The organism is Coprococcus phoceensis (assembly GCF_900104635.1).
GTDB lineage: Bacteria > Bacillota > Clostridia > Lachnospirales > Lachnospiraceae > Faecalimonas > Faecalimonas phoceensis.
The window spans coordinates 1199502-1214472 of the sequence record NZ_FNWC01000007.1 but is presented as its reverse complement, the minus strand read 5'-3'; the positions used below and the strand labels follow the sequence as shown (position 1 = coordinate 1214472).

Here is a 14971-nt window from a genome sequence, read left to right as displayed (position 1 = left end):
GTGTCGGGCGGTGTTCCTGCTCCCTGCGGTCGCCCTTGTCGGCGGTAACTGTAACAATGGCGATTATTGCGGTGCGGATTACTTGAATTTGAACAATTCTGCGGGCAATGCGAACTGGAACATCGGTGCGTCCAATTTCTTCTCATATCGGAGCGTTTAATCAAATGCAGCCTATATCCCACGCCACAAGGCGAAAATCATTCCGGATATAGGGTCGGTTGAGTAAGCATCCGCACAAAAACCGATAGGAGATAAGAAAATACTATATGAGAAGCTACAACAACCTATATGAACCAATGTTACAAGACGACTACATAAAACAGTGTTTTATAAATGCATCCAAAAAGAAAAAGAACAGGAATGATGTGCGGGAGGTATTAGAGAACCTCGATGAACACACAGAACTCTTGAAAAAGATGTTGACAGAGGAATTGTTCATTCCGGACTATCACAAACCAAGCATCATCAACGAGAGCAGCAGCAAGAAAACACGCCGTATATTGAAACCACATTACAAATATGAGCAGGTTATTCATCATTGTGCAATAGGTCAGTTCAAACCGATTGTGATGAATGGATTGTATGAATTTTCATGCGGGAGCATTCCGGGCAGGGGTGTTCATTACGGAAAGAAGTACATGAGAAAATGGCTTGATTCCTACGACGGAAAGAAATTCTTTGTTCTCAAGATGGATGTTCACCATTTCTTTGAATCCATAAACCGGAGAATCCTCAAAAGGAAACTCAAAGAGGTAATTCGAGATAAACGGTTTTATAGATTACTCTGCATACTGATTGAACATGACAAAATAGCACTCGTTGCAAAGATTTTGACGGATGCAGGTGTTGAGATAGATGCAGAACAGACGAAAACGCTTGTCGGATGCATAGCATTTGACGACATCTCCGGAGCGTTGGAGATATTGCAGGAAATCGGCATCACAGGAGCGATGTTCGATGAACTGAAAGAAATTATTGAGGAGATGCGAAAAGGCGTTCCGTTGGGATATTTCACATCACAATGGTTCGGCAATTTTTACTTGAAAGCACTCGACCATTACATCAAAGAGGAACTCCATGCAGAGCATTACATGCGATATATGGACGACATGGTGATACTGGGAAAGAGCAAAAAGAAACTGCACAAAATACATGCAGCAATCGAAACATATCTGAATGACAATCTCGACCTTGAAATAAAAGGTGATTGGCAGGTGTTTAGATTTGAATATCCGGTATTTGATAAAGGCGGGAATCCGGTACTCGATAAAGACGGAAAGCAGGTCACAAAGGGTCGTATGCTTGATTTTATGGGATTTCAATTTCACCATGACCGGACAACCATCCGGAAATCAAACATTGAGGCTGCGAGACGCAAGGCAAACCATATCTCAAAGCAGGATAAAATCTCATGGTATAACGCATCGGTGATGTTGTCATATATGGGATTGTTCAAACACACAGACACATACAACTATTACATTGATTACATCAAACCAAAAATCAACGTCAAGAAACTCAAGAGGATAGTTTCAAAGCATAGCAGAAAGGAGAATGAACATGACAGACTGGAAAAAGGTGACAGGAACACAGCCGGACAAGCCGGAGGAGGTCGACAGGACATCGTCGCCGTCAACGGTTTACCTGCGTAAGAACATCGAACAGGTGACAAGAGAGGTTGAGGGCAGCGACGGAAAGATGCAGACAGTGACCGAATGGCAGTACGACGAGAAAGAAATGACAGTCAAGGAATATGAGAACATGGCACTCATGAAGTCAGTCGTTAAGGAGAACACATCCGGAATCGTCGAATCAGTGACACAGTTTCAGAAAGATGCGGTCATTGACGAATACACACAGCAGTTGATTGAGGAGGGGTTGATTTAGTATGAAAATACTTGTTGAAAGTCTCAAAAGAATGTACAAAAAAGGCACTCTCACAAAGGAACAGATTTCCGAGCGTGTCGCAAAGGGCAGTATTTCAGCGGATGAATATGAATATATCACAGGAGAAAAATTCTCCGGCGGTGATACAGAATGAGTCCGCTTGAAATAATATCACGATTGTGCGATGTGACGGAAAATCTATCGGCAATCGTGAAAAAACAGCAAACAATCATTGAACAGTCGAAAATCGAGGAGACGGTCAGAGCGGAACTCCGGCAGGAGGTAGAGGAGACAGACAGGGAGATGGATGTTCTCGAATATCACATGCGGAAATACTGCGACACCGACGACATCGAGGCGACAGAGTTCGGAAAGGAGAACGCCGTTGACGATTGAGATTTCCCTGTTGCTCTCCGGAGTATCTGTTGCGTTTGCGATTTTTTTCGGTATCTGCTCAAAGCAGAGAAATGAGAAAAAGGACACACAGGAAGATGCGGAACAGAGAGCAACAACCGACACGATGGTGATGGTGAAACTTGAGAACATTGCAGACGACCTCAAAGACATCAAACGGGAATCGAGAGAGAACCGTGAGGAGATGAAAACATTGAGAGAGCGTGTTGTCATTGTGGAACAGTCACTCAAGAGTTATCACAAGAGACTGGACGGAGAACAGCATTCCGACCGATAACAGGAGGGCAGGAAACGGGCAAGAATCAACCTCACAGAAAAGAGGCAATACATGAGAATGACAGAACAGGAACGTCGCATCAGAATCCGGCATCTAAAAAGAATGTATCGGATAAGAGAGCGAAAAGAGAGACATGACAAAAAGGTGTCCGGTCTGTTCATGAAACGTGTTGTATTCACTTTGATTCTTGCAGCATTTATCTTTACAGTCGTGATGATATTTGTGTTTTTGCGGATGGGTTCAGAACCGTCGACACTGATTGAGAATGTATTCAGATTTCTTTCAGTTGAGGGCGGTGCAATGGCACTCATTAAGTCCGTGAAAACGGTCAAGGGAACAAAGTCAAACGGAGAAATACAACACAATGACGAACCGGAACAGGATGACGAGGAGGTACAAGGATGAAATACATCGTCGAGAATTGGTTTGTGATTGTGGGTCTGATTGCAGTATGTGCAGCGGGAGGATATGCAGTATATGTTTTCGTGAAAATGCCGTCAGACAAACAGTTGAACAAAGTGAGAGAATGGCTGCTCTATGCAGTCACAAAGGCAGAAAAGGAACTGGGAGGCGGTACAGGTCAAATCAAACTGCGATATGTATATGATATGTTCGTCGCACGGTTCGCATGGCTTGCGAGAGTGATTTCTTTTGAGGCTTTTTCGATGATGGTCGACGAGGCACTTGAGAGAATGAAAAAGATGCTTGAGAACAACAAAGCGATGCAGACGCTTGTGAGCGGTGAGGCAGGTGAAACGGTTGAAAAGGATATGTGATTTCGCAACCGGAAACGCACACACAATCGTGCTGATATATGCAATCGTCGCTGTCATCGTATGGGTGGCGGTAAATCTGTATTTTTGGAAAATTTCTTTTGATTTAGACAGAGAAATTCGGGAAGAAATGAGAGAATACGGGGATTGCTATTCTGACACGGACGAGGCAAAATTCGGGAAACACATAACAAGGTTGACCGGATTCATCATTTCAATTCCTGCTGCGGTGATGTGGTGGTGTACACCTCTAATCGTGGCGGGATTGATGATATATGACAAGATACAAGAAAAGAATCCGGAATTGTGCGGATTCAAAGCAGACGATTTTGACAAGGAGGAAAACAAATGATTTCAAATTGCGGACATGACGAAAACGGAAGATACTCCGGAGGAAAAGCCGGAGACCAAACAGGTACAGAGTGGCAGGTTATAAATTGGTATAGTAGACCGTGGAAATGCGTTCTCCGTCACCCGAACGCAAAAGTGAGAGCGATGATTGCGAGCATGGCAAAGGCAGCAGCAGTCAATAATAAAATCGGATATTGTCAGTCTCACAGGGGTACATTTTGGACGAATCTTGCAGATTCAAATTTCGACCCTGCACAGATTACAGTTGCATGTGAGGCAGACTGTTCATCCGGTGTCGCTGCAATCGTAAAGGGTGCAGGTTACAGACTGGGGATTGACGCACTGAAAAAGGTGAGTACGGCATGTTATACCGGAAACCTGCGAGCAGCACTCAAGGCAGCAGGATTCGAGGTACTGACAGAAAACAAATATCTGACATCGGATGCGTATTTGCTTGCAGGAGATATTCTGTTGAATGATGGTGCTCACACAGCAACAAACCTCACAGACGGTGCAAAGTCATCCGGAGCGGGAGCATCCAACACAACACCAGTCAAGAGCAACACAAAGGTTGATGTTGCACACGGATTCGACAAGAGCCTTGCAGGAACATACAAGGTGACTGCATCCGGATTGAACCTCCGTGCGGGAGCAGGAACAGGAAAGTCAATCCTTGCGGTAATGGAAAACGGCGAGAAAGTCCAGTGCTATGGATATTATAACGACCACAACGGCGTGAAATGGTTGTATGTGGTTTATAAGAATATCGTCGGTTATGCATCAAGTAAATATTTGAGCAAATAGGAGGGATAATCATGTTATACTATTTAGGCAAAGGAACGGAGTTCAAGAAAGAGGACTGCAAAGAGTACAAGAAACTTGATGCAGCACTCAAGGCAGCAGCAAAGGACGAGAGCCTCGTCGTTTGGGATGAAACCGGAAAGGTCATCGGTTCGCTCACGGATGACGTTCCGGAGGGAGCGTTGCAGACGAATCCGGACGGCAGCATTCCGGCGTTCAATGAGGACGGAACACCTGCGGGAACAGTAGACAGTGAGACCGTGGCAGCAGTCACCGGAGACAATGAACAGGAAACACAGCAGGAGAACGCAGAGGACGACGAGAACGCCTCAAACGAGGACAAGGCGACAAATCCACCGACCGAACAGGAAAACGGCGAAAATGGAGCGAATACAGAGGCAGGCGAGGCAACAGAGGACGAGCAGGAGGACAAGGTCATCATCCCGCAGGGCAAAATGAGAGTGACTGTTATTTGTGACGGCTCACTCAATATCAGACGTTCGGCAGAGTGGGGCAATGATAACATCTGCGGTCGTGCTATCAGAGGACAGTCATATTATGTGAAAGAGATTCATGTTGTAGACGGAAAGAAGATGGTCAGAACAATCGGCGACCTTTACCTCTCCGGAGAATCGGAGCATGTACAGTTTGAACAGTTATAAGAGCATACAGACAAAAAAGAGGACGGCATCCGGAAACGGGTGTCGTCCTTGTGCTATAATGGATTTATGAACGTGCTTGAATTTTGGCAATCAACGCATCCTGCAAAACTTTTGAATAGTTGATACCGTAATTTTCACATGCAGTATTGAGCCATGCAGGAATACTCAAAGTTTTCTTGACCGCTTTGTCATTGTACGCACGGGCGTATTCGTCGAGGTTGACACAAATCAAATTGACAAGTGCTGCATCCTCGTCCTTTTCAACTGCATCAAGAGGGGTCGGAGCGGGAAGAACATCACCATCACGCAAGGATGTGAATAAATACTGACCGCAAGCCTCTTGAGCCATTGCGAAAGCGTCCGCAAGGTTATCTCCGTAAGTTGCTAAATCATTGAGGTCGGGGAAAATAACTGAATATTTCCCGTCGCCCTCCGGATAAAAAACAGCAGGATAAATATAATTCATGATAACGCTCCTTTCTTTAATGGGTGGCAGGTCTCATTTGAGACCCGCCTGTTTGAGTATGGAGTTGACAACCCTTTGAGGAATGTCGCCTCGATGATTTGGGATTGTAACTTTTCCCGTTTTGGTTGGGTGTTTGTATTGGTGATGTGAACCTCTCACATCTACTAACTCCCATCCGTCATTGAGGACTATTTTTTCAATTTCTCGAAATCTCATTTGTATTGTTTCCTCCTTACAAGTATATAATAACACGTGTTTTACGTAATGTCAATAAAAATATACGTAAAATACGTAAAAAATAACAGAGATTTTCATACTACTAAATTGAACCTACCGACAGGTGCACTGAACTCAAATAACTCAACTGCGGTTCTTGATGTTTTTACAAAGCTTCATAATGATGGTCAGAGCATTATATTGGTAACTCATGACAAGAAAACAGCCTTAAGAGGCAACCGTGTGTTATATGTTAAGGACGGCATGATCTACGGTGAGTGTGACCTTGGGGGTTACACAAATGAAAGTAAAGACCGTGAAGTAAAGCTAAACAACTTTTTAACAGAGATGGGATGGTAATATGAAAAAAATAGCAAATCAGATTTTATACAACTTAAAAAAAGAAAAAACCTCCTTTATATCATTCGGCGTTATCATTCTGATAACTGCTCTAATATTAAATTGTGCAGCGGTTTTGCTGTGTCAGGTAGATAGGGCTTATGATACAAAGTTTGAAAAGTTAAGCACCGCAATGCTCAACGCAATTGTTCCTGAGGTCCAGAACAGCAGTGAACTTGAAAAAGCAATTGATGAAATCGAAAAGGTAGAGAAAATCGAAAGCTATACTGCTATTATGACAGAAGCTACTGTCAAGGATTTCAATGGTGCGGATTTTTCAATGAACACAGTGTTTTATAACATTGACGACAAGCGTACTCTTAACAATTATGAACTTGTGAGTGAAAGCAAAAATAATGTTGACGATCCAATCTATATCCCACTTTATGTATCCAACTTTGGTGGATTTGCTTTGAATGACGAAATCGTTTATGCAATTGACGGCAAGTCCCATAGTTTCACTGTGGCAGGTGTGATTGAAGAAATGCAGTACGGCAACTATGGTTCGGGTTTGCTGTGTGCCTATTTACCAAAAGAAGAGTTTGCAGAGCTTGCGGATTCTTATAGTGACAAGGCTGTGGTTGAATATTCAATGAGCGTAAAGAGCGATGCAAGCCTTGATGAAGTGAAAGATGATGTCAGCAAAGCAATTGAGAACAAAGGTGTTATGGCTTTATCAATTCTTGACAGCGAAAGCGTAAAGGGTACACGGACAATGGTTACGGATCTGCTTGTACTTATTTTAACCGCTTTTGCACTAATCATCCTTGCAGTTAGCGTATTCCTAAGTAACTTCAAAGTTAAAAATGCTATTGAGTCCGAAATTACAAATATGAGCGTGCTTAAAGCTCTGGGTTATACAAGTGCTCAGATTGTAGCGAGTATCACACTGCCTTATGCTATTGTTTCGCTATTGTTTGCAATTCTCGGCATTGGTCTGTCTTACACTTTACTTCCCGTGCTTTGCTCAATGCTTACTGTTCAGTCAGGTTTTTCGTTTGCTGTTAGCTTTGATTTGCTGAGCTTTGTATGTGTGGCTTGTATTCTTTGCGGTGTTGTTTCGTTCTTCACATATATATCCGCACGAAAAATCAAGAAAACTCAGCCTATTGACGGCTTAAGAGGTAATACAAGTTCAAAGCACACAAAGAAAAATTATTTTCCGTTTGAAGAAACCAGAGGCAATACAAAATTCCTGCTTGTCTTAAAGCAGATGATAGCTTCTACAAAACAGAATATAATGCTCTTTCTGGTGTCTTTTGTGCTGACGGTTCTCATAGCATTTTCAGGCACACTGTTCTACAATGTAGTAGTTGAGCCGGATAATTTTATGTCTGCTTTGTCAGACGAAGTAGCAGATGTGATTATTTATCCTAAAAGCGACAGCATGAGTGAGCTTGAGTCAAAACTTGGTAACGATAATCGTGTGCAAAATTCATTGAAATATATGTCTGCAATTGTTAAAATTGAAGAGAAAACAGTGACTGCTTTTGCCTGCGAGGACTTCTCAAAGGTGAGAAATGATGTATGTTATATGGGTGAAAATCCGAAAGATGCAGATGAAATCGCTTTGGGCAGTGCTTTTGAAGAAAATTTTAAAATCGGTGATACAGTCAGCGTGACGGTGGACGGTATCACAAAAAGCTTTCAGGTTACAGGCTTTGTGCAAAGCGTAAATTTACAGGGCGAGCTTTGTGAACTGAGCATAGAAGGATACAACAGTCTCTTTAACCAAAATCAGACTCCATACCTCTATGTGTATCTTGAAAATGCTGAAAATGCCGAAAAGATTACAAAGGAATATAAATCCGATTACTCTGCATTGGTAGCAGACACAGTGAATTCTTACAAGCTTCAAACTGAAGCACAGGATATGTATATGGGTATCACTGTGGTGCTTGTAGTATCAATTTGTGCGGTAACAATTCTCGTTGTGTTATTTATTTTATATATTGTTATCAAGTCTCTGCTTGTAAAAAGAAGACAGGAGTTAGGTATTTACAAAGCAATGGGCTACACAAGTTCACAGCTTATTTTACAGACAACAGGTTCATTTATGCCTGTGTCGATGGTGGCAATTGTGATTTCAAGCTTTTTGGCAATTTATTATATGCCGGCTATCTATCAATTTATTTTTGAGACTTTGGGTGTCATGAAAAATAACATTGAGATTTCATTTGGCTTTTTAATGCTATTTGCAGTAGCTCAGATTTTAGTAAACATTATGATAAGTATTATTTTGTGTATGCCGATAAGAAAGATTTCAGCATATGTACTCATTAAGGAATAAGGGAGAGACAAAAATGGATTTTGGTGATAAATTAAAGCAGTACAGATTAAAAGAGGGACTTTCTCAGGAACAGCTTGCTGAGAAAATAGGAGTAAGCCGTCAAGCTATAACAAAATGGGAGACCAAGCGAGGTCTCCCTGATGTTGAAAATATGATTATCCTCGCAGAGCTTTTCAATCTCACTCTCGATGAGCTTGTGCTTGAAGAGGTCAAAAAACAGGAAGAAAAGCCGGTGGTTTTCGAAAGCGAAACAGTTTATGACATCGACACCGGCAAGCATTTTGATATAAACTTGGGCGGTGCAAGGAAAATTACTATCAAAACAGGTGTGGATGAAAAAATCCACATTGTGCTTTCTTCCGAAATACTTGCTGAAATTGGCTCTCTTTTCAAGGTGAAACTTGACGAAAAGCGTAATAAGTTGGATGTTGAACTTGTAAATAAAAAGGGCGTCAGCCGTTTTGAAGCACAGGAAAGCGTGGATATTACTCTTTTACTCCCTGAAAAGTTTACCGAGCATACAGAGGTTTCAGCAAGCGTTAAGGAACTTCTTATTGAGGATTTACGCCTCAGCCGACTTGAGTACGACGGCGACGCAGAAAAGGTTTTTATCCGGGACACAGAGGGAAGTCTGGAGTTTACCGCAAAGACTGACTACGAAATTTTTATTTCAGGTAACTGCACAAAACTTGATATAAACCAGTTCAAAGCGAAAGCGATTGTTCACCTTGAAAATGCAGATAACTACAAACTCTCAAATAACGGCAGAAAATGCAAGCTCATCACCCGCAAAAACGGAGAAATTGTTGAGCTTGAAGAAAACGAAACTGCCGAAAATATAATCAACATATCAGGCATATTCTCCGAGCTGATTGTTGAGGTTGAGAGATAAATTTCAGCTTTACGCATACTATGTACTTCAAATAGCCGCATCCATTATGTGTATGGATACGGCTATTTTTGTGGCATGGGGCGATTATCTCGCCCCTTTATCTCTGTTTCGGTGAGGTTGGTTGGCATTCTGTCTGTCAGCCTTTTCCTGATATCGCTGTAACTTTTCGTGCACTGATTCGGCTTTGGGAGTGGCTTTCTCTCCATAGACTTCCTCCCGCTTGGCACATTCTTTCTCATATGCGTCGTTGGCACGCTGTGCGGTATAGAATGCTGTGTAGAAATCCTGCACCGTTGCAAATCCATGCTGTTTGACGATACCGGATAGTCCGGCTTTGAAGGTTCGGATTTCCTCGGTTTTGGTGGCAATCCTGTTTTCAAGCTCCTTCTTCTTGGTAAGCCTTGCAAGTCCCTTTAAATCGCTTAATTCAATCTCCAGTTTATTCCGTTCACGCTCTGCTTCAAAGATAAGATGATTTTGCTTATCAAGAGTAACCTTGATTTTTTGAAGTCTTGGGAAAGCGGCTGCTTCCGGTGGCATAACCGGTCTTGGAGGTATCTGTGGTTTGGGCTGTTCAGCAATCCTGCCACGGACATTGTGGAGCTTATGTCGCTGAAAAGATGGGAGTCACAGCTTCCACCATTCAGAGATATGAAGCCGGAACAATCGACAACACCAAGAAGCTGGTGCTGGATGGACTTTCAGAAGCACTTCATGTATCCGTGGAATGGCTCAAAGGCGAAGCAGAGGAATACGAAACAGACATTACGGATAAAAGGGAATTACAGATTCGTGATGCAATGAGCAGTATTTTAAACCGCTTACCCCTTGACCTTAATAATGAGGAAGCTGACTTCTCGAAAGACCTACTGCTACTGATGTTACAGGAGTATGAGCTGTTTATGGATTCCTTCCAGTTTGCCTGCAAGAACTTTAAGGGCAACACAGAGAATGCGGACATAGCAGCCACCATAGGTTTTGAATCGAATAAGGAATACAACTAAGATAAGGAGAAACGAATATGAAACATGAATGGAAAAAACACGAAAAGAATTTATACGGAGTGAAACAATCCCCACGCATAGTAGATATTCCTATGCAACAATTTATTATGATTAAAGGAGAGGGAAACCCAAACGACAAAGAATTTTCGGATAAAGTATCCGCTTTATATTCATTGGCTTATGGCATCAAAATGATGTATAAAAATACTATTTCTACCAATGAGATTAGCGATTATACCGTATATCCATTAGAGGCTATTTGGAAAGATATAGGAGATACCCAACAGTTAGATAAGAACCAGTTAGAATACACAATTATGATACGTCAACCTGATGTTATTACAAAAGACATAGTTTTTGACGCATTAGAACGAGTGAAAATCAAAAAGCCGAATAGTCTATATGAACAAATATTTTTCGACACAATGCAGGACGCAAAAAGTATAGAAGTTCTACATATAGGTGCATATGATGATGAACCTATATCTTTTCAAAAGATGGACTTGCTTGCCAAAGAAAATGGTTTAGTGCGTTCAACGAATTATCATAGAGAGATTTACTTGAATAATGCTAATCGTGTTCTAAAAAGCAAGTTAAAAACGATTTTACGTTATTGTGTTAAATAAAGAAAAATGCTATAAGGGGGGACTTGTGTTATGGAACATTTTAAGCATAATTCTATATGGTCAATCAAAACCTAATAGGATTTTATTAAAAACTGAATATTTTTGCAATGTTAATGCTCGTACAATAGGTTATTTTGTATGGGCTTTTTTAATGCTCACTTTTTCGTATTTCTAAAAGGTATAGGCGGTATTTCCGTTTATATATTTCAGCATATGCGGAAAGGAGGTGAGATTATGAACACATCTTCTTTCGAGCATATCGTTAGAATACAGTTTAATGCTTTGATGATGACTGTTATTAAATGCACAGTAAAAAGTAGAAACAGACAGTTTGCAAGACATTCCAAATGTGAAGTTTTATTCTGTGAATTATCAGATACGAAAAATCTTGAATGTGTAACTAAGGATAAATATTCTTGTGATTACATTTCTTTTGAAGTCTTGAATTTCACAATTCAAATATCAAATGAGAAACTTGCTGTTGCTTTATATAAGTTATCGAGTAAAGAGCGTGATGTAATTCTATTACGCTATTTTCAAAGCATGAGCGACCAAGAAATAGCAGAATTATATCATGTATCACGTTCTGCTATTTATCGCAGAAGAAGTAACGGATTGAAGAAATTAAAAACAGTATTGAAAGAAAGGAATTGAACCAATGAAAAAAGAATACGACTACCCTACATAAAAAGTAATATGTCAAGCGTCTGCTGGAAATGAAACTGCCATAAGAGAGATTTTGAAGTTTTATGACGCTTATATCTGTAAATTATGCTTGCGTCCGTTTTACCACTCTGAAAGTGGTAAAATCACTATGCAGGTTGATGAAGAATTAAAAGGTCAAATTCATACAGAAATGATGAAAGCAATCTTGAAATATGAAATCAGAGTGAAGTAATCATATTACATGAAAAAAACGGGAGATACACAGACGTTTGTGCTATCTCCCATGTTATTTTTTGTGTCATATCAAGGCTCATTCAATCGTGGTAAATTCGTGGTAAAATGAATGGTTTTCTATATTTCAAAATGCTTAAAGGTATAGTGTTTATGCGGATAATCGAAAATTAGATATAAAATTTACTTGAAATTGATACAAGAAAATTTGATTTTCAAGGAATATCACATGAAGAATATCTGGAGTTTTTTGGATATCGAGGCATTAAAAAAATAAGTAGTTGTATTTACGCAGTAACAAAAACAGGACTGACTTTACCAACAATTAGAATTATTTCGGATAATTATAAAGATTAAAACGATGAATCAAAATAGACAGGATGTGAGCAGAACCATTTTATCACTAAGTTTTTTTGATGATGTGCAGTTTTCTAGAAAAGTAAATGAATTCCTTCCTTTATTGTGAAAAAAATATCCATTCTGTCAAAAAAATATTGTGAGAAATGGAAGATTATGGTAAAATGGGCTAAATGAAAAATGTATTAAAAGCATTTGAAATGTAATTCCAAAGATAAGGAGGGGAATGATTTGTAATGAAATATAAAAAAGTCGTTGCAGTTCTGCTTGCTGTTGGATGTATCGGGCTCGTAGGAACTTTGGGATATTTCCTTGGACAAACAAATCAAAAAGGACCTGATGTAAAACAAGTAGTTGCCCCAGTTGCTGAAACAGAAAACACAAAACAGGAATCAAGAAAAATTGCGGTAGTCAATCTTGATGAAGGGACAACATCAGCAGAGGAAAAGATAAATTATGCAGATAAGATTGTTCAATTTCCCAGTTCTTCGTTTGAATATTCATCATTAGAGGAAGCAAGAACAGGATTAACAAACGGAAAATATGGTGCTTACATAATCATACCAGCCGGATTTTCACAAAATGTGGTCAGTCTTAATACAACACCACAAGCTGCTCAACTTGAATATGCTTTAAATAAAAATTTTTCAGGAGAGTCCCAGTATCATTTGTTATATGATGTGATGAGCTTTGGGAATTCTTTGAATGATAGTTTGAGTTATATGTATTTGAACAATATTCTTTCTGAGTTTCATAAGGCTCAAGATGGTGCGACTACGGTTATGAATAATGATTTAAAAGATAAAGATGCTATTGAGAGCATACAGTCGCATGATTTGGTACAATTAGTTGAAATTCCAGAGTTAAAAAGAGAAGAAAATACAACAGAGCCATTAAATGTAGAAGATTATGTAGAAAAAAATACTGCTTTAGCAACAGATCTTGACTCACAGTACAAAAAGTGTGTAGAAGAGGCACAATTACAACTGCAAGATATGCAGACGGAAGGAGGAAGCCTTTCAGAACAGCTTACGTCCTTAGCTGAATATACGGAACAGTTAGATGTGTTTAAAGATGAAGATGGAAATTCCGTAGTTGATTCTGCAAATAACAAACTGGACGAAGTTTTGAACAAAAAACCAGGAAATACAGTTGATACTATGCTTGAAGATTTGAAACGGCAACCGGAAATTATAGCAGGTGAATTAGGGAAATCGATAGAGATTTATAATCAAGGATTACCAAAGCAGTTGACTGACCGATTAAATGAATTTGCAAATAAAATAGAAGCAGCAAATCCGGGATTGATTTTGGAAAAAACAAGTGAAGGGGGGTTAGAATTACATTACGCTACTTCGGATTCACCAAGAGTATCTATAACCCTTGCAGATGCTCCAAACTCTGAAGAAAATCAACAGGCAAATATGACAAAGCAGTTATGGAGTGCCATTACCAGTAAACTTGCAACGGCAGCAAATGAACAGGAAACTATTGAAATTATAGAGAAAGATCCTGATTTGGGTATAGAAATTCCGAAAGTATATACAACTGCAAAATCGGTGCAGACAGCACTTGCGGAATGTGAGCAAGATCCGAATATGATAGCTATGTGTAATAGTCTTGGGTATTCTTCTATAAGTGCTTTTGTGAGTGACGCAGGAAATGGAAGTTTGGCGCTTGACAAAACTCATGAAATTGTGTTTGATGGTGATTTGAATGCTTTTCAGCAGTACATTAATTCCGTGATTGAAAATGTACCGCGAGAGGTGACTGCATTGCAGGAATATAAAGATTATCGATATGATGAAGCAGGGAATATGATTATTGATCCAGGGACAAATCAACCTACTACAATTCAAGAGAGACTGGAGCATTATGGAAAGCAGGTGAAAGCCTTTGAAACAGAACTTGGGAATGAGCAGACAACAAATGGGCAGGAAATAAAAAATGTATTCCAGGATTTTTATGTAGATCCAATGCAGAAGAACCAAGAAAACTTCAATGGTATCCTGCAACAAAAATATGAGGCTGAATCAGTCTATATCCACGAGTTTAATGAAAAGCTGAAGTCATTTGCACCATCTGTACAAGATGAATATATTGCAGAAAATGTAAATGGAATAAAACAGAATAACGGACTGCTTCAGAAGAGTTTGATAGAAAATAATATGTCTTATGTGGATTATGCAAATAAAGTCTATACTACAACAGAAGAAAATATCAATACTCTTCAGAAAGGTATTCAGGATGCAAAAGACGCCTCAAATCAAGCGGTGGAAGACGGCTTGAGTGCAGCAAAAAATACCAAGACAACCACCAGTAAAGAAAATCAAAATATATTAGCTGACTTTTCAGCAAAGCTTCCATATACAAGATTGGGAAGTATGGAATATACACAGGCTTATCAATTTATCGCTAAGCCAGTAGCTTTAAATGATGTTTCAAAAGAAAAGGAAAAGATAGTGGGCGGAGAAGAAGTAAAAGAATCTTCGGCAAAAGCAGTTTCTGCGAATACAGAAAAGGAAAGTAATATAACATCGTATTTCATTTATATTGTTTTTGCAGTACTTTTAACAGCACTTATTATATTCTTGATTTTGAGATACTTTAGAAATAAAAAACCAGAGCAATAAGCTGTTTGGCAGCATTGCATATAAAA

General features: G+C 39.8%; 19 protein-coding genes and 1 pseudogene. 17 read left to right on the top strand and 3 right to left on the bottom strand.

All coding sequences use genetic code 11. The features are described from left to right. Positions 1-266 precede the first annotated feature (266 nt). Genes BQ5364_RS09585 through BQ5364_RS09545 form a run of 10 tightly spaced genes read left to right on the top strand, consistent with a single transcriptional unit; the run spans position 267 to position 5165 of the window. Positions 267-1652, top strand: coding sequence for an RNA-directed DNA polymerase (locus BQ5364_RS09585; RefSeq protein ID WP_071144198.1), 1386 nt, complete (start codon positions 267-269; stop codon positions 1650-1652). Continuing rightward, on the top strand, positions 1561-1887 hold the full coding sequence (locus BQ5364_RS09580; RefSeq protein ID WP_136017817.1) for a hypothetical protein: 327 nt from the start codon (positions 1561-1563) through the stop codon (positions 1885-1887). The genes BQ5364_RS09585 and BQ5364_RS09580 overlap by 92 nt, the downstream gene beginning before the upstream one ends. A 1-nt stretch (position 1888) precedes the next feature. Next, on the top strand, positions 1889-2041 hold the full coding sequence (locus tag BQ5364_RS17470; protein ID WP_083382803.1) for an XkdX family protein: 153 nt from the start codon (positions 1889-1891) through the stop codon (positions 2039-2041). Continuing rightward, a complete protein-coding gene (locus tag BQ5364_RS09575; RefSeq protein WP_071144196.1) occupies positions 2038-2283 on the top strand; it encodes a hypothetical protein in 246 nt (81 codons plus the stop codon). Before BQ5364_RS17470 ends, BQ5364_RS09575 begins: the two co-directional genes overlap by 4 nt. After that, entirely contained in the window at positions 2273-2578 is a 306-nt protein-coding gene (locus BQ5364_RS09570) for a hypothetical protein (protein WP_071144195.1), read from the top strand. The genes BQ5364_RS09575 and BQ5364_RS09570 overlap by 11 nt, the downstream gene beginning before the upstream one ends. Before the next feature lie 51 nt (positions 2579-2629). Then, positions 2630-2983, top strand: coding sequence for a hypothetical protein (locus tag BQ5364_RS09565; protein ID WP_226972216.1), 354 nt, complete (start codon positions 2630-2632; stop codon positions 2981-2983). Next, positions 2980-3354 (top strand): hypothetical protein, encoded by a 375-nt coding sequence (locus BQ5364_RS09560; RefSeq protein ID WP_071144194.1) that lies wholly within the window; start codon positions 2980-2982, stop codon positions 3352-3354. The genes BQ5364_RS09565 and BQ5364_RS09560 overlap by 4 nt, the downstream gene beginning before the upstream one ends. Continuing rightward, positions 3329-3703: a hypothetical protein gene (locus BQ5364_RS09555; protein ID WP_136017816.1), complete on the top strand. Its 375-nt coding sequence runs from the start codon at positions 3329-3331 to the stop codon at positions 3701-3703. Before BQ5364_RS09560 ends, BQ5364_RS09555 begins: the two co-directional genes overlap by 26 nt. Further along, positions 3700-4506: an SH3 domain-containing protein gene (locus BQ5364_RS09550; protein ID WP_021925226.1), complete on the top strand. Its 807-nt coding sequence runs from the start codon at positions 3700-3702 to the stop codon at positions 4504-4506. Before BQ5364_RS09555 ends, BQ5364_RS09550 begins: the two co-directional genes overlap by 4 nt. Before the next feature lie 11 nt (positions 4507-4517). Further along, on the top strand, positions 4518-5165 hold the full coding sequence (locus BQ5364_RS09545; protein ID WP_071144193.1) for a hypothetical protein: 648 nt from the start codon (positions 4518-4520) through the stop codon (positions 5163-5165). 64 nt (positions 5166-5229) lie between these two features. Here the strand turns inward: BQ5364_RS09545 and BQ5364_RS09540 are convergent, their stop codons facing one another. Together BQ5364_RS09540 and BQ5364_RS09535 are read right to left on the bottom strand one after the other, a co-directional pair. Continuing rightward, positions 5230-5631 carry a type II toxin-antitoxin system HicB family antitoxin gene (locus BQ5364_RS09540; protein ID WP_071144192.1) on the bottom strand — a complete coding sequence of 134 codons (402 nt, stop codon included), beginning with the start codon at positions 5629-5631 and terminating at the stop codon, positions 5230-5232. A 33-nt stretch (positions 5632-5664) separates the two neighbouring features. Continuing rightward, positions 5665-5847, bottom strand: coding sequence for a type II toxin-antitoxin system HicA family toxin (locus BQ5364_RS09535; protein ID WP_055055841.1), 183 nt, complete (start codon positions 5845-5847; stop codon positions 5665-5667). A 361-nt stretch (positions 5848-6208) separates the two neighbouring features. Here BQ5364_RS09535 and BQ5364_RS09525 point away from each other — a divergent pair, with 361 nt between their 5' ends. Further along, a complete protein-coding gene (locus tag BQ5364_RS09525; RefSeq protein WP_071144190.1) occupies positions 6209-8536 on the top strand; it encodes an ABC transporter permease in 2328 nt (775 codons plus the stop codon). 13 nt (positions 8537-8549) lie between these two features. Next, positions 8550-9428 (top strand): helix-turn-helix transcriptional regulator, encoded by an 879-nt coding sequence (locus tag BQ5364_RS09520; protein ID WP_071144189.1) that lies wholly within the window; start codon positions 8550-8552, stop codon positions 9426-9428. Between the two features lie 84 nt (positions 9429-9512). Here BQ5364_RS09520 and BQ5364_RS09515 read toward each other — a convergent pair whose 3' ends face one another. After that, positions 9513-9968 carry a hypothetical protein gene (locus tag BQ5364_RS09515; RefSeq protein WP_071144188.1) on the bottom strand — a complete coding sequence of 152 codons (456 nt, stop codon included), beginning with the start codon at positions 9966-9968 and terminating at the stop codon, positions 9513-9515. A 65-nt stretch (positions 9969-10033) separates the two neighbouring features. On the opposite strand from BQ5364_RS09515, the pseudogene BQ5364_RS09510 reads away from it, so the two are divergent. The 5 genes and pseudogenes from BQ5364_RS09510 to BQ5364_RS09490 form a co-directional block, all read left to right on the top strand. Then, positions 10034-10429, top strand: a pseudogene (locus BQ5364_RS09510) (helix-turn-helix domain-containing protein); the annotation flags it as partial. 20 nt (positions 10430-10449) lie between these two features. After that, positions 10450-11058 (top strand): GyrI-like domain-containing protein, encoded by a 609-nt coding sequence (locus BQ5364_RS09505; RefSeq protein ID WP_009009524.1) that lies wholly within the window; start codon positions 10450-10452, stop codon positions 11056-11058. Positions 11059-11292: 234 nt separating this feature from the next. Next, entirely contained in the window at positions 11293-11712 is a 420-nt protein-coding gene (locus tag BQ5364_RS09500) for an RNA polymerase sigma factor (protein WP_020994416.1), read from the top strand. A gap of 40 nt (positions 11713-11752) precedes the next feature. Further along, on the top strand, positions 11753-11956 hold the full coding sequence (locus BQ5364_RS09495; protein WP_235837202.1) for a helix-turn-helix domain-containing protein: 204 nt from the start codon (positions 11753-11755) through the stop codon (positions 11954-11956). Between the two features lie 592 nt (positions 11957-12548). Further along, on the top strand, positions 12549-14945 hold the full coding sequence (locus BQ5364_RS09490) for a hypothetical protein (protein WP_071144187.1): 2397 nt from the start codon (positions 12549-12551) through the stop codon (positions 14943-14945). The last annotated feature ends 26 nt before the right edge of the window (positions 14946-14971 follow it).

Coding starts and splice junctions, on each gene's coding strand:
- BQ5364_RS09545 (WP_071144193.1), top strand. CDS start 4,518: ATGTTATACTATTTAGGCAAAGGAACGGAGTTCAAGAAAGAGGACTGC.
- BQ5364_RS09540 (WP_071144192.1), bottom strand. CDS start 5,631: ATGAATTATATTTATCCTGCTGTTTTTTATCCGGAGGGCGACGGGAAA.
- BQ5364_RS09550 (WP_021925226.1), top strand. CDS start 3,700: ATGATTTCAAATTGCGGACATGACGAAAACGGAAGATACTCCGGAGGA.
- BQ5364_RS17470 (WP_083382803.1), top strand. CDS start 1,889: ATGAAAATACTTGTTGAAAGTCTCAAAAGAATGTACAAAAAAGGCACT.
- BQ5364_RS09520 (WP_071144189.1), top strand. CDS start 8,550: ATGGATTTTGGTGATAAATTAAAGCAGTACAGATTAAAAGAGGGACTT.
- BQ5364_RS09535 (WP_055055841.1), bottom strand. CDS start 5,847: ATGAGATTTCGAGAAATTGAAAAAATAGTCCTCAATGACGGATGGGAG.
- BQ5364_RS09560 (WP_071144194.1), top strand. CDS start 2,980: ATGAAATACATCGTCGAGAATTGGTTTGTGATTGTGGGTCTGATTGCA.
- BQ5364_RS09490 (WP_071144187.1), top strand. CDS start 12,549: ATGAAATATAAAAAAGTCGTTGCAGTTCTGCTTGCTGTTGGATGTATC.
- BQ5364_RS09565 (WP_226972216.1), top strand. CDS start 2,630: ATGAGAATGACAGAACAGGAACGTCGCATCAGAATCCGGCATCTAAAA.
- BQ5364_RS09580 (WP_136017817.1), top strand. CDS start 1,561: ATGACAGACTGGAAAAAGGTGACAGGAACACAGCCGGACAAGCCGGAG.
- BQ5364_RS09505 (WP_009009524.1), top strand. CDS start 10,450: ATGAAACATGAATGGAAAAAACACGAAAAGAATTTATACGGAGTGAAA.
- BQ5364_RS09525 (WP_071144190.1), top strand. CDS start 6,209: ATGAAAAAAATAGCAAATCAGATTTTATACAACTTAAAAAAAGAAAAA.
- BQ5364_RS09585 (WP_071144198.1), top strand. CDS start 267: ATGAGAAGCTACAACAACCTATATGAACCAATGTTACAAGACGACTAC.
- BQ5364_RS09515 (WP_071144188.1), bottom strand. CDS start 9,968: ATGCCACCGGAAGCAGCCGCTTTCCCAAGACTTCAAAAAATCAAGGTT.
- BQ5364_RS09500 (WP_020994416.1), top strand. CDS start 11,293: ATGAACACATCTTCTTTCGAGCATATCGTTAGAATACAGTTTAATGCT.
- BQ5364_RS09575 (WP_071144196.1), top strand. CDS start 2,038: ATGAGTCCGCTTGAAATAATATCACGATTGTGCGATGTGACGGAAAAT.